13 protein-coding genes and 2 pseudogenes are annotated in these 12,635 nt (G+C 40.7%); 13 read left to right on the plus strand and 2 right to left on the minus strand.

Annotated elements, in window-relative coordinates; all coding sequences use genetic code 11:
• The first annotated feature begins 33 nt into the window (after positions 1–33).
• From pstC to pstB (KFQ09_RS17340), 4 genes are read left to right on the plus strand one after another with little or no spacing between them, the layout of a single operon-like run.
• Positions 34–960, plus strand: coding sequence for a phosphate ABC transporter permease subunit PstC (gene pstC, locus KFQ09_RS17325; protein WP_017367608.1), 927 nt, complete (start codon positions 34–36; stop codon positions 958–960).
• Complete coding sequence (pstA, locus tag KFQ09_RS17330; RefSeq protein WP_035390827.1) at positions 960–1,844, plus strand: phosphate ABC transporter permease PstA; 885 nt, start codon at positions 960–962, stop codon at positions 1,842–1,844. The genes pstC and pstA overlap by 1 nt, the downstream gene beginning before the upstream one ends.
• Positions 1,845–1,867: 23 nt before the next feature.
• Entirely contained in the window at positions 1,868–2,680 is an 813-nt protein-coding gene (gene pstB, locus KFQ09_RS17335) for a phosphate ABC transporter ATP-binding protein PstB (protein WP_007501258.1), read from the plus strand.
• A gap of 15 nt (positions 2,681–2,695) precedes the next feature.
• Positions 2,696–3,478 carry a phosphate ABC transporter ATP-binding protein PstB gene (pstB, locus tag KFQ09_RS17340; RefSeq protein ID WP_025207631.1) on the plus strand — a complete coding sequence of 261 codons (783 nt, stop codon included), beginning with the start codon at positions 2,696–2,698 and terminating at the stop codon, positions 3,476–3,478.
• Between the two features lie 43 nt (positions 3,479–3,521).
• On the opposite strand, the gene KFQ09_RS17345 is transcribed toward pstB (KFQ09_RS17340), so the two are convergent.
• Complete coding sequence (locus tag KFQ09_RS17345) at positions 3,522–4,022, minus strand: endolytic transglycosylase MltG (protein WP_007501254.1); 501 nt, start codon at positions 4,020–4,022, stop codon at positions 3,522–3,524.
• Complete coding sequence (locus KFQ09_RS17350; RefSeq protein WP_003217285.1) at positions 4,019–4,366, minus strand: hypothetical protein; 348 nt, start codon at positions 4,364–4,366, stop codon at positions 4,019–4,021. The genes KFQ09_RS17345 and KFQ09_RS17350 overlap by 4 nt, the downstream gene beginning before the upstream one ends.
• A 451-nt stretch (positions 4,367–4,817) precedes the next feature.
• On the opposite strand from KFQ09_RS17350, the gene rpmG reads away from it, so the two are divergent.
• From rpmG to KFQ09_RS17400, 9 genes and pseudogenes are all read left to right on the plus strand, one after another.
• Positions 4,818–4,967: a 50S ribosomal protein L33 gene (gene rpmG / locus KFQ09_RS17355; RefSeq protein WP_008360061.1), complete on the plus strand. Its 150-nt coding sequence runs from the start codon at positions 4,818–4,820 to the stop codon at positions 4,965–4,967.
• Positions 4,968–5,016: 49 nt separating this feature from the next.
• Positions 5,017–5,577, plus strand: coding sequence for a 5-formyltetrahydrofolate cyclo-ligase (locus KFQ09_RS17360; RefSeq protein ID WP_136944809.1), 561 nt, complete (start codon positions 5,017–5,019; stop codon positions 5,575–5,577).
• Positions 5,578–5,737: 160 nt separating this feature from the next.
• Positions 5,738–6,061: a hypothetical protein gene (locus KFQ09_RS17365; RefSeq protein ID WP_234909092.1), complete on the plus strand. Its 324-nt coding sequence runs from the start codon at positions 5,738–5,740 to the stop codon at positions 6,059–6,061.
• Between the two features lie 100 nt (positions 6,062–6,161).
• Positions 6,162–6,335, plus strand: coding sequence for a hypothetical protein (locus tag KFQ09_RS17370; RefSeq protein ID WP_017367602.1), 174 nt, complete (start codon positions 6,162–6,164; stop codon positions 6,333–6,335).
• A gap of 86 nt (positions 6,336–6,421) precedes the next feature.
• Positions 6,422–7,959 (plus strand): annotated as a pseudogene (locus tag KFQ09_RS17375) (rhomboid family intramembrane serine protease).
• A gap of 70 nt (positions 7,960–8,029) precedes the next feature.
• Complete coding sequence (locus tag KFQ09_RS17385; RefSeq protein WP_008342322.1) at positions 8,030–8,233, plus strand: YqgQ family protein; 204 nt, start codon at positions 8,030–8,032, stop codon at positions 8,231–8,233.
• A 13-nt stretch (positions 8,234–8,246) separates the two neighbouring features.
• Positions 8,247–9,199 (plus strand): annotated as a pseudogene (locus KFQ09_RS17390) (ROK family glucokinase).
• 212 nt (positions 9,200–9,411) lie between these two features.
• The gene (locus KFQ09_RS17395) at positions 9,412–11,331 is read left to right on the plus strand and encodes an LTA synthase family protein (protein ID WP_017367600.1); all 1,920 of its coding nucleotides are present in this window, start codon (positions 9,412–9,414) and stop codon (positions 11,329–11,331) included.
• 86 nt (positions 11,332–11,417) lie between these two features.
• Positions 11,418–12,539: a M14 family metallopeptidase gene (locus KFQ09_RS17400; protein WP_017367599.1), complete on the plus strand. Its 1,122-nt coding sequence runs from the start codon at positions 11,418–11,420 to the stop codon at positions 12,537–12,539.
• Positions 12,540–12,635 lie beyond the last annotated feature (96 nt).

Below are 12,635 nucleotides of genomic sequence, written 5' to 3' on the forward strand. Positions count from 1 at the left end.
CCTTTTATGACATTCATAGGAGTGTAGAAAAAGATGAAACAGATAGAACATACAGAAGCGAGCGATCGACTGATCAGCTCGAAAAAAAATAGGCAAATGGATGAAGTAAGAGGAAGTATTTTGGTGAAGTTTTGCGCATTCTTAATGATTGCTGTATCAATTGCCATCACAATCTTCCTTGGTATTAAGGGTTTACAATCTTTCATCGTAAATGGTGTAAGCCCAATTGAGTTCTTAACCAGTATCAATTGGAACCCTACAGCAGAAAATCCGCAATACGGCGCATTTCCGTTTATCTTTGGATCAATCGCTGTCACGCTTCTATCAGCACTCATAGCAGCACCGCTAGGCATCGCAGGAGCGATCTTTATGACAGAAATTGCACCTGCATGGGGACGAAAAATTCTCCAGCCAGTGATTGAACTGCTTGTAGGGATTCCATCCGTTGTTTACGGATTCATAGGTCTTACAGTATTGGTGCCGTTTATTGGACACTTCAAGTTAAGCGGTTCAGGGCACAGTGTTTTAGCAGGAACGATTGTCCTGTCTATTATGATTCTGCCGACTGTTACATCCATTGCAACTGATGCAATGGCTTCACTTCCAAAAAGTTTACGTGAGGGATCGTATGCATTAGGCGCAACAAGATGGCAAACGATCAGACGTGTTCTTGTACCGGCAGCGCTTCCGACATTAATGACAGCGGTCGTGCTTGGAATGGCAAGAGCATTTGGAGAAGCCCTTGCCGTTCAGATGGTCATTGGAAACACGCGTAATCTACCAGAAAGTATTATGGACACAGCTGGTACATTAACTACCATTATTACGTTAAACATGGGACATACAACGTATGGAAGTGTTGAAAACAATACACTTTGGTCAATGGGACTTGTCCTTCTAGTTGTATCATTTATGTTCATACTCATTATCAGATACTTGTCATCTAGGAGGAAGATTTAATGAATAGCAAAATGACCGATCGTTTTGCCACAATCGTTTTTGGATTATGTGCCGTCATTATTACGGCGATACTTGTTGGCTTGTTTTCTTATATCATCTTCAACGGTGCCAAAGAATTAAATTTTGACTTTTTGACTACCCGCTCAAGTGCGATTGGCTCTGGCGGCGGTATCAGGGATCAGCTGTTTAACTCGTTTTACATTCTATTTATTACGATGCTGTTTACTGTGCCTCTTGGCGTGGGCGGTGGGGTGTACATGGCAGAATATGCACCTCAAAACAAAGTGACTGATTTTATTCGTACATGTATTGAAGTGTTATCGTCTCTGCCATCGATCGTCATCGGTATGTTTGGTTTGCTGATGTTTGTTAATTTAACAGGATGGGGCTATACGATCATCGGAGGAGCCCTTGCGCTGACTGTCTTTAATCTGCCAGTGATGGTCAGGGTGACAGAAGATGCACTTCGATCTGTACCGAAGGATCAAAAGGAAGCATCGCTTGCGCTCGGTGTGACAAAGTGGCATACAGTGAAGACGGTTCTGATCCCAGGTGCGATTCCATCCATTATTACAGGAGCGATTTTAGCATCGGGAAGAGTTTTCGGTGAGGCGGCTGCTCTTCTTTTCACAGCAGGTCTTTCAACACCGCGTCTTGATTTTACAAACTGGAGTCCTTTCTCCGATACGTCACCACTGAATATTTTTAGACCGGCAGAAACATTAGCCGTTCATATATGGAACGTCAATACACAGGGGATTATTCCAGATGCAGAGGCCATTGCAAATGGTGCATCAGCCGTACTTGTGCTCTCTGTATTAGTATTCAACTTAGCAGCTAGATGGCTTGGTTCATTTATTCATAAGAAGCTTACGTCAAAATAAATAGTGAGAGGTGTGAAGGGGATATGGTTCAAATGCTAGCAGAAAAAAAAGAGATTGCAGCAAAAAAGGCTCCACTTCAAGCGGAACAGATTCTACAGGTGCAGGATTTAAGTATTTATTATGGTGAAAAAAGAGCGGTCAATCAAATTTCATTTGAAATTGAAAAAAATGCAATCACTGCATTAATCGGCCCATCAGGGTGCGGAAAATCGACTTTTTTACGCAGTATTAACCGCATGAACGACCTAATTCCAGGTGCACGAAGTGAAGGGGCGATCATGTACGAAGGGTTAAATATTTTGGATGACCGTATTAATGTGGTGAATTTAAGAAGAGAAATCGGGATGGTCTTCCAAAAGCCAAATCCATTTCCTAAATCTATCTACAACAACATTACGCATGCGCTAAAATATGCGGGTGAAAAAAGAAAATCAGTGCTTGATGATGCGGTAGAAGAAAGCTTAACAAAGGCAGCGCTATGGGATGAGGTCAAAGATCGTTTGCACCGCTCTGCCTTATCATTATCAGGTGGCCAGCAGCAGCGTCTCTGTATTGCACGTACCCTTGCGATGAAACCTAGCGTGCTTTTATTAGATGAACCGGCTTCTGCCTTAGACCCGATCTCAAATGCAAAAATTGAAGAGCTATTATCGGAATTGAAACATGATTATTCGATTGTCATTGTCACACACAATATGCAACAAGCGTTACGTGTATCTGATCATACAGCCTTTTTCCTGAACGGTGATCTAGTGGAATACGATGCGACTGAACGTATCTTTACACGTCCTGCGCAGCAAAAAACAGAAGACTATATTAATGGTCGATTCGGATAAGGCGGGTGGATTTTGATGAATGCAGTAGCAACTAAAACAGCCAAAAAAGAAGTGTTTCGTGTGAATGATATGAACCTTTGGTACGGACAGCATCACGCACTGAAGCATATTGATTTAGACATTAAAGAGCATGAGGTCACAGCGATTATCGGCCCGTCCGGCTGCGGAAAGTCAACATTTATAAAGACCTTAAATCTCATGGTCAAAACAGTGCCAGGTGTTAAAATCACCGGGGATATGATGTATAACGGTGACAATATTTTAAAAGGCCGTGTCGATCTAGTGGAACTGCGTAAAAACGTCGGGATGGTCTTTCAAAAAGGAAACCCATTCCCTCAATCTATTTTTGATAATGTCGTCTATGGACCAAGAATTCACGGAGTGAAGAGCAAGCAGCAATTGAAAGAAATCGCTGAAAAAGCGCTTCGTGATGTTGCCCTTTGGGATGAAGTGAAAGATCGATTAAGTGCGCCTGCATTAGGTCTTTCCGGCGGTCAGCAGCAGCGTCTTTGTATCGCAAGAGCCATTGCCACAAGCCCAGATATTCTATTAATGGATGAACCAACATCTGCGCTTGATCCCGTTTCAACATTAAAGATTGAAGAATTAATCATGAAACTGAAAGAAAAATATACGATTGCCATTGTGACGCATAATATGCAGCAAGCGGCAAGGGTATCCGACCGAACAGCGTTCTTCTTGATGGGCGAGCTTGTTGAGGTCAATGATACGAATGTGATGTTTTCAGAGCCAAATGATCAAAGAACAAATGATTATATATCAGGACGATTTGGATAATCAAAAACCCCTGGAGGTCAATGCCGCCAGGGGGTTTTTGATGTTATTTTGTTAAGGCTTTGACAATTTGTTTGAATGTCATACCTGTTTTTAAATTGAATTTGCCGGCACGAATTTCTTTATGGTAGCCTGCGTCTATCACGTAATCATTAAAATCTTTAGACGAGTTGATGATTCCGTCCTTTTCAAGCATGTCTGAAACATCACTTGTGCTCATACCGTTTTTAATCACGAATTTAACCGTTTTGCCTTTTGGCTTGTCCGTTGTTTGTTTATCGTTCTGAGAATCGCCGTCTTCACTTGCTTTCAGCGCTTTTTCTTTATAATCAAGAAGTTGTTGATATGTTTCACGGCTGACGGAGACTTCTTTTTTAGAGTCTAAGTAATTTTTCACGTCAGTGTCTGTCACTTTCGCTGCGAGGGTTTCTTTTGTTGTAGAATCAGCTGCCGCTTCATCTTTTCCAGTAAGGAAAAAGACGATCGCCAGAACACCAGTTGCAAGAATCATACCTGCTGCAAACGTTTGGATGCTTTTTTTCGTCATACAAGCACCCTCTCGTTGTCTTTAATGATCATGTTCACATCTTCTACAGATACATGCTCAGCGCGCGCAATGGCCTCAGGAGACATGCCATTTTGGTGCTTTGAAATGATTTGTCTTGCAATAGATGGATCAATTTCTGAATGCTTGCGGACAACGATGTTTGTTTCAAGCAATTCTTCTTCAAGAACCTTCATTTTCTTTTTCAGTTTATAGATTTCTTGCATTGCAGATAGTTGAAGTGTTTCAAGTTCCTGTTCGACTTCTTTAATCGGCTCTCTTTGAAAATATGAGAATGCGATCAGTACAATACTGACAACAAGCAATCCGATAATTGCAATTTCCATGTTTCATCACCTTTTATTCATATTTTAATGCTGAAAGCCAAAAAAGGCTCTCATGATTGTTTCAGACAGTTTTCGACCCTTCTTTTTTATACCATAAAAAAGCTAGTTTCAAAAGGAATTGCTGAAAAAATCACCTTTTTTTCATCATTTTTCTTTTTATAGGGAAACCAAGTATGAAAACCTTGCCCGCTGTTAAAATAAAAGAAGACGGATCAGATGAAAAAAAGCTGTGGAACAAAGAAGGGGTTCTCATGTATACAGTACGACAAAGAACGTGTTTTTATAGGGGAGAAGGCGATTTTTCATCACATGACCAGACAATATGGATCAGGATGCGGGTGGAATGCATTGAAAAATGAAATTGGTGAAAAAACATTCTAGCATTCCTTAGCTAGAAGTGGTATTATAGTTAGGTCTGAATGTGAATTGATTTTAGTTTGGAGGGAAAAACATGCGCGTAAATATTACTCTAGCTTGCACTGAATGCGGTGAGCGTAACTATATTACTAAAAAGAATAAGCGAAACAATCCAGATCGCGTTGAATTCAAAAAGTATTGCTCACGTGATAAAAAACAAACTTTACATCGTGAAACAAAGTAAGCAGCAGGGAATTTTCCTGCTGTTTTTTTATGATGGGAGATGAACCTGTATGAAAAAGGAGCTCCGCCTTCAAACATTGGCCATGCTTGATCAGATAAGCGCTGAAGAGTTCAATCGCCACGCTTCTCTACTTCATGAACACGTGCTGCAGCTGTCAGAATGGAAACAGGCGAAAACGATTGCTTTGACTATGTCTAGGGGAAAAGAAATACCGACAATGCCTCTGATTGAAAAAGCGTGGGAAGAAGGAAAAACAGTTTGTATTCCCACCTGTTTTCCGAAAACAAAAGAGATGGTGTTTTATGAATATACACCTGAAACAAAGATGACATCCAGCTACTTTGGACTATTGGAGCCAGACCCTCTTGAGTCTACAGTTGTACATAAAGAAGCCATTGATTTGATCATTGTTCCTGGGGTGTGCTTCGATCAGCGCGGCTACCGTATCGGTTACGGAGGCGGCTATTATGACCGGTATTTAGCTGATTATCATGGAACCACGCTTGCTCTTTGCCTCTCTGTTCAGCAAGTAGACCATCTTCCAGCTGAACCGCATGACATACCAGTATCTATCATGGTCAGTGAGAAAGGCACATTTTATCAAAAGTAAAAGTCCGCTGCTTATGCGTAAGAACGGGCTTTTTTGTGTTGAGACTGTTTGGTTTGATGCGTTGGTCGAAGTGAATACTTTTGACTTACAACTTGATCATGATTATTGGTTCGATTTTTTTCATACCCATCTTGATTTTTGGGGTGTTGGGAAAAATAGCTTGAAAATAAGAAGAGAGCATATTAAAGCTCATGTCGCCTTGTACAATAGAACACTCAAGCTGCTTGAAGGTTTTGAAAAGCCATATCAAACATGGATTTGTATTTACGAACAAGATCCTGCATTTGACGCAGTATATATCCATACACCAAATCCAAACGATCACAACTTCCCGCACAAGATCGAAGAGTTAGAGTGGAATGGTAAGCTGCCTCATACGTTCAAGGATTTGATTGATCTTCAACAATTTGATGTAGCTTATCTTCACACAGAGTATGGAGAAGAGTTTTATATTCAATCAAAAGAACAAGGGATTAGGCTGTGAAAACTGACTAATAAAAGAGGCCATTGTCAGCGATAAAAATGATGGTTCATGCATAAACAAATCCTATTTAAGCCACGATACGAACATAGGAGGGAATATGATGAATAAAATGATTTGGAGCATTGTGTTCACACTGTTTGCATTCGTTCTTGTGCAAAATCGTTATCGGCTCATGAATTTGATCTTAGGTCAAAACCAAGTGCGTCACTTTTTTATTAAATGGCTGATGAAAATCCCATATTTTCGGACGAAATTTATTCGCCAAGCATTCTAATCCCGCAAAAGCCGGGATTTTTTTGTTGAGAAATGCGTATAAGAGTAATTCTTGCTATAATAATGTAAAAAATGGAGCGCGAATGAATGAATGTCATAGATAGTCTATTTTGGCGAGTGATTGATGAACTCAGACAAAAAGGATACGAGATGATTCAAAGTCCGTACCCAGAAGATGAAATCTTTTTTGAAGCACCACGAAACTCAGGATATGATCTCATCCGTCTCTATAGAAGAGATGTGAATTTTAGACAGGAGATCGTTCGAGATATGGAAGAGCAGGCCTTTCGGATGAATCAGTTGAGAGAAGCCATGCGTAAACGTTCTCTCCATCTCCTGCAGCTACAATTTACAGCTGATCATCCAGTAGATGATTGGGAAGACATAAACGGTCAACCGCAAAAACAGCAAAAGGTGACGGTGACACCTGTTTTACTGAATGAAGAAACCCTTCAAAACGATGGACACGAGCTGCAAAAATGGCTGAATACATCACTTTCGATTGATGTAGAAGAGGCGATAGCAGATACAGCCGAAGATGTGATGCAGCTTAAAATGAACGTGCTTCAGGCATTTCAAGATCAGGAAAAGCAGCGTGAACGAGAACGGGCTGTTTTTCAAAATGGCAGACCGATTTTTACCTACTTGTTAATCGCAGTTCAAGTGGTGATGTTTCTTTTACTTGAATTATCTGGTGGAAGTACCAATACAGCCACTTTAACAGCATTTGGTGCGAAAAATAATATGCTGATTTTAGAGGGTGAATGGTGGCGTTTTGTGACACCTATGTTTTTACACATTGGTTTGACGCATTTACTCTTTAATACATTTGCTCTTTGGTCCGTTGGAGCGGCTGTTGAGAGAATTTATGGTTCAGGAAGATTTTTGCTCATTTATTTAATTTCCGGCATCTTTGGCTCCATAGCAAGCTTTGTGTTTAATACAGCCATCGCAGCAGGAGCATCAGGTGCGATCTTTGGCTGTTTAGGCGCATTGTTATATTTAGCGATTTCTAACCGGAAGCTCTTCTTTCGTACGATGGGGACAAATATTATCGTGATTATCCTCATCAACTTAGGGATAGGTTTCACTGTATCAGGGATTGATAATGCAGGGCATCTTGGGGGCTCGCTGGGGGATTTTTAGCCGCTTTAGCGGTCCGTCTTCCTAAACAGTTTCAGCCTGTCAAAATGCTTCTTGCTAGTCTTCTTCTCCTCCTTATTGGCGGCTTTGGATTGTATACAGGGTTTCATTCAGACGATCAAAAAGAAGCGGCGGCAACTAGCGAGGCAGCGAGTTTATTTGATGAAAAGCACTATAGCGAAGCAAGTCAGCGTCTAGAGGAATATGTAAAGCAAAAGGATGCCTCAGCTGAAGCACTTCATATATATGCGCTTTCCGAAGCGCAGCTTGGACATCTTGACAAGGCCATTGAGTATTTGCAAAAGTCGCTTGAAAAAGATCCAAATGAGCCGAATAAATTGTATCACTTATCGTTGTTGTATGTAGAAAAAGGCGAGACAGCGGAAGCAGACGAATTCATCAAAAAAGCATTAAAACAAGATCCGCAAAATGACCAATTTTTAAAGTTGAAACAATATATTGAAAACACTCAAACACGTTGAATGACTTGACTGAAAGCGTATTTATGAATACGCTTATCCTATCTGTTGATTTAGAGAAATGGTGAAAATAATGAAAACGTTATATGATGTACAGCAGCTGCTCATGAGATTTGGAAATTACGTGTATTTCGGAGATCGTGAAGTGGAATTAGAATTTATGGCAGATGAATTGAAGGAAATGTACACATCGGGCATCATCGATCGAACTGAATGGTCAAACGCAATGACCATCCTTCAAATGGAACTAGCCAAATTAAATCGAAAAACAATGTGAAGGTGGAGGACATATGACAGGGGATTGGTTTGTAGGAGTTGATCTTGGCGGTACGACAATTAAGCTTGCGTTTATTAATCTTTATGGTGAAATTCAGCATAAGTGGGAGATTCCTACGGATAAATCTGGGCAGACAATTACAGTCGACATTGCCAAGTCAATTGACCATAAACTAGTTGAGATCAGCATGCCGAAATCAGCCCTAATTGGGATCGGTATGGGGCACCTGGACCAGTGGATAAAGTATCCGGAATTGTCTATAAAACAACGAATCTGGGCTGGACAAACTATCCCTTGAAAGACCATTTAGAGGCAGAGACAGGACTTCCATCTGTCATTGAAAATGATGCAAACATTGCTGCACTCGGTGAAATGTGGAAGGGTGCAGGTGATGGCGCCAAAAACATCCTGATGGTTACACTGGGCACAGGGGTTGGCGGCGGTATTATTGTCAATGGAGAAGTGGTTCAAGGCGAAACAGGTGCTGGTGGAGAAATTGGTCATATTTGTGCCGTTCCATTTCAAGGAGCACCATGTAACTGCGGGAGAACAGGCTGTATTGAAACCATTGCGTCTGCTACAGGTATCGTCCGAATCGCAAAGGATACATTACAAACAAAGAGCCATACATCATCACTTGGCTCACTTACTTCGCTGTCTGCAAAGGATGTATTTGAGGCAGCAGAAAACGGAGACGAACTTGGGATGCGTGTCGTAGATGAAGTAACAACCCATCTTGGTCTGGTCCTTGCGAATCTAGCCAGTGCCTTAAACCCAACAAAAATCGTCATTGGCGGCGGTGTATCTAAAGCGGGCGAGCTTCTTCGCAGTAAAGTAGAGCGTGTCGTCAAACATCATGCCTTCCCGCCATGTGCTGAGGATGTTGAAGTGGTGATTGCCTCACTAGGAAACGATGCAGGCGTGATCGGCGGTGCATGGATGGCAAAAAACAAGTGGCTGTCTTGAACAAAAATGTCATAATGATGTCATTTTTATTAAAATCAGCGATAGATAGGCATGAAATTGAATGTTTAGCATATTCATAAGTTTGTCATGGGGAAAAAGACATTGATTTTCCAGCATAGACAGGATAAGATATACTTTAGTTATTTTTGAAGAAGCACCAATAATTGGGGATGTCCCTAACCTGAGTGCGTTTTTAGCATAAGGAGGTTACAATGCGAAAGAAAAGATTAAAGGCGATGTCATTTTTACTGATTGCGACTTTGTTAATGTGGGTGAAAACCTATGTTATCTATAAATCTAGCTTTAATATCAAAATTGAAAATTTCATGCAGGAATTTATCCTGTTTATTAATCCGCTTAGCTTTCTCTTGTTTATCTTCGGTATCGGTTTATTCTTTAAAGAAAAAAATCGCAATCGATATATCATCGTGACGAGTTTTGTTCTGACATTTATTTTGTTAGCTAACATTGTATTTTATCGATTCTACAGTGATTTTCTAACCATCCCCGTCCTATTTCAAACAAACAATATGGGTGACCTCGGGTCAAGTATTACCTCTTTAATTGAACCAGTTGATTTTCTGATGTTTGTTGATATCATCATTTTAATTTGGCTCTATAAAAAACAGCCTTCCTTTAGAACAGATGTAATGATTTCACGTAAGGGACGTGCAGCTTATTATTTATTTGTGGCAGCCACTTTCTTCTTTAACCTTGGTCTGGCTGAAACAGAAAGACCAGAGCTGTTAACTCGTTCATTTGACCGTGAGATGCTAGTGAAAAACATCAGCTTATATAACTTCCATATTTATGATGGGGTTCTGCAATCGAAGCAATCCGCTCAGCGAGCACTTGCCGACAGCAATAGCTTAACGGAAATTGAAAACTATGTAAGCGCAAATCAAACAGACCGTAATGAAAAGACGTTTGGTCAAGCAAAAGGACGAAATGTCATTTTAGTATCGCTTGAGTCTACCCAGAGCTTTGTGATCAATGAAAAATTAAATGGGAAAGAGATCACGCCGTTCTTAAACAAATTGATCAAGAAAAGCTACAATTTCAGTAATTTCTATCATCAAACGGGTCAAGGAAAAACATCCGACTCCGAGTTTATTGTTGATAATTCACTCTATCCGCTTGGAAGAGGAGCTGTATTTTTCACAAATCCAAGCAACGAGTTCAAAGCCGCACCTGAGTTGTTAAAAGAGGAAGGCTATCATTCTTCTGTTATTCATGCGAATAACAAAAGTTTCTGGAACCGTGACCTGATCTATGACAGCTTTGGCTACGACAAATTTTTTGATATTAAATCATTCGATGTAAATGAAGAAAATTCAGTTGGCTGGGGACTAAAAGATGGTCCGTTTTTTGAGCAGTCAGTGGATTTAATGAAAACGATCCCGCAGCCGTTCTATACGAGATTGATTACATTAACGAACCATTTTCCATTCGACTTAGATGAAGAAGATAAGCTCATTGATGAATATGACTCAAAGAGCAAAACGTTGAACAAATACTTCCCTACAGTGCGTTATCAAGATGAGGCACTCAAGCTTTTCTTTAAAAAAATGAAGGAAGCAGGGTTATACGATAACTCCATTTTTGTGTTATATGGGGATCACTACGGGATTTCTGAAAACCATAACGAAGCAATGGGACAATTCTTAAACAAAGACATTACACCTTTTGAAGAAGTTCAGCTTCAAAAAGTACCATTTGTTGTACACATTCCTGGTATCACGGATAAACATCCAAAAGAGATTGATACAGTTGGCGGCCAAGTGGATATCCGTCCAACAGTCATGAACCTTCTAGGAATCGATACAAGTAAGCAAATTCAATTTGGTCATGACCTATTATCAAAAGATACAAATGACTTCACAGTGCTTCGAGATGGAAGTTTTATTACGAAGGACAGTGTTTTCACAGCTGGTGTGTGCTACAACAAAGAAACGGGTGAGCCGAGAGAAGATGAGTCTGGTTGTCAGTCTTATGAAGAAAAGGCAAAGCAGGAGCTTCAATTCTCTGATCAAATTATCTATGGAGATCTCCTTAGATTTTATGACCGAAACAACTCGGACCATTCACCATCTAAAAAAGAAGATGACACTGAGCTAAAAAAGGCGTCTTAATTTAAAAGAAAACCTCTGCTATTTACATGCAGAGGTTTTCTTTTTTTACTTACTGGTTCATATAGTGTGAGAGGGGAGGGATGTAAATGAAAAAGTCGTTTGGCACAATTGAATGGCATCTGGGTGAAGCAAGGAAGGAGGATGTGGCAAAGCAGCTTGGTATAGGGAAAGAAGCTTTCTATTTGTCCAATCAGTCAAATACGGAGCACCTCCTTTTACCGGGGTATAGACTTCCAGAAGGGACCCATTCATTTCAATCGGTAGGTGATGTGAAAAGCTTCATTGCGCCTTACCGGCTCCAGCAATCAGATGATTGGATCAGCGGAACATTTGAATATGATAGCACTCACTTAGAAGGAGAGCTTCAATATTTAAAAGCTGTTTTTCCTTTTCTTCAGATGAGTGTGATTGGTCAATCAGTGCTTGATACGCCCATTTATGAAATCCGTACGGAGCCTGTACAACATTTACATTCCATACATGTTAATGCCTCTTTTCATGCAAATGAATGGATCACGACCTCTGTTTTATTAAAATGGCTTAAATCACTTTGTTTAGCGGCCTCTGACCCAGTGCAAGCAAGACATCATGAAGCGGTTCGTATATTGCAGACTACTGCTTTGTCTATTGTCCCGATGGTAAATCCAGACGGTGTTGATTTGGTTCGCAATGGTCCAGAATCTTTAGGGCTGTGCGGTGAGGAGTTCGCGCCGCTAAATGGTGGATTTTCCGATTATCGAGAATGGAAGGCGAATATTCGAGGAATTGATCTAAACAATCAATTTCCTGCTTATTGGGAAATCGAATATTATCGTAATAAGCCGAAAGCTCCGTCTTATAGGGATTTCCCAGGGCATCAGCCGTTAACAGAACCAGAAGCGAAAGCAATGGCACATCTCGCCTTACGAAAACGCTTTGACCGGCTAATTGCCCTTCATACACAAGGAGAAGAGATATACTGGGGTTTTCTTGGCCACGAACCGGCCATTTCAAAAGAGACGGTCGAACGGTTAGAACGGGTGAGTGGTTACAAAGCGATTCAATATCTTGATAGCTATGCAGGTTATCGAGATTGGTTTATTTATCAATGTAAAAGTGAGGGCTATACGGTGGAACTTGGGCGAGGTAAGAACCCGCTTTCTATGAGTCAATTTGATTCGATCTATGAAAAAACAAAGCGGTTATTGTGGGAAGCATGTAAGTATTAAAAGCACCTAATTGGTGCTTTCAGCGTGTAGACAAACCCTCGCATTCTTTGTCAGTCCTGCGTGCCAGTGCTCACGAAGGTGAAATTCGCTCCGCAC

The sequence above is a fragment of the Bacillus sp. FS02 genome, from assembly GCF_024398395.1.
GTDB classification, from domain to species: domain Bacteria; phylum Bacillota; class Bacilli; order Bacillales; family Bacillaceae; genus Bacillus; species Bacillus altitudinis.

Excerpts from the sequence above, each read along its gene's own strand:
- KFQ09_RS17345 (WP_007501254.1), bottom strand. The coding sequence starts at position 4,022 with ATGACGAAAAAAAGCATCCAAACGTTTGCAGCAGGTATGATTCTTGCA.
- KFQ09_RS17400 (WP_017367599.1), top strand. The coding sequence starts at position 11,418 with ATGAAAAAGTCGTTTGGCACAATTGAATGGCATCTGGGTGAAGCAAGG.
- KFQ09_RS17395 (WP_017367600.1), top strand. The coding sequence starts at position 9,412 with ATGCGAAAGAAAAGATTAAAGGCGATGTCATTTTTACTGATTGCGACT.
- KFQ09_RS17350 (WP_003217285.1), bottom strand. The coding sequence starts at position 4,366 with ATGGAAATTGCAATTATCGGATTGCTTGTTGTCAGTATTGTACTGATC.
- pstC (WP_017367608.1), top strand. The coding sequence starts at position 34 with ATGAAACAGATAGAACATACAGAAGCGAGCGATCGACTGATCAGCTCG.
- pstA (WP_035390827.1), top strand. The coding sequence starts at position 960 with ATGAATAGCAAAATGACCGATCGTTTTGCCACAATCGTTTTTGGATTA.
- pstB (WP_007501258.1), top strand. The coding sequence starts at position 1,868 with ATGGTTCAAATGCTAGCAGAAAAAAAAGAGATTGCAGCAAAAAAGGCT.
- KFQ09_RS17360 (WP_136944809.1), top strand. The coding sequence starts at position 5,017 with ATGAAAAAGGAGCTCCGCCTTCAAACATTGGCCATGCTTGATCAGATA.
- KFQ09_RS17370 (WP_017367602.1), top strand. The coding sequence starts at position 6,162 with ATGAATAAAATGATTTGGAGCATTGTGTTCACACTGTTTGCATTCGTT.
- rpmG (WP_008360061.1), top strand. The coding sequence starts at position 4,818 with ATGCGCGTAAATATTACTCTAGCTTGCACTGAATGCGGTGAGCGTAAC.
- KFQ09_RS17385 (WP_008342322.1), top strand. The coding sequence starts at position 8,030 with ATGAAAACGTTATATGATGTACAGCAGCTGCTCATGAGATTTGGAAAT.
- pstB (WP_025207631.1), top strand. The coding sequence starts at position 2,696 with ATGAATGCAGTAGCAACTAAAACAGCCAAAAAAGAAGTGTTTCGTGTG.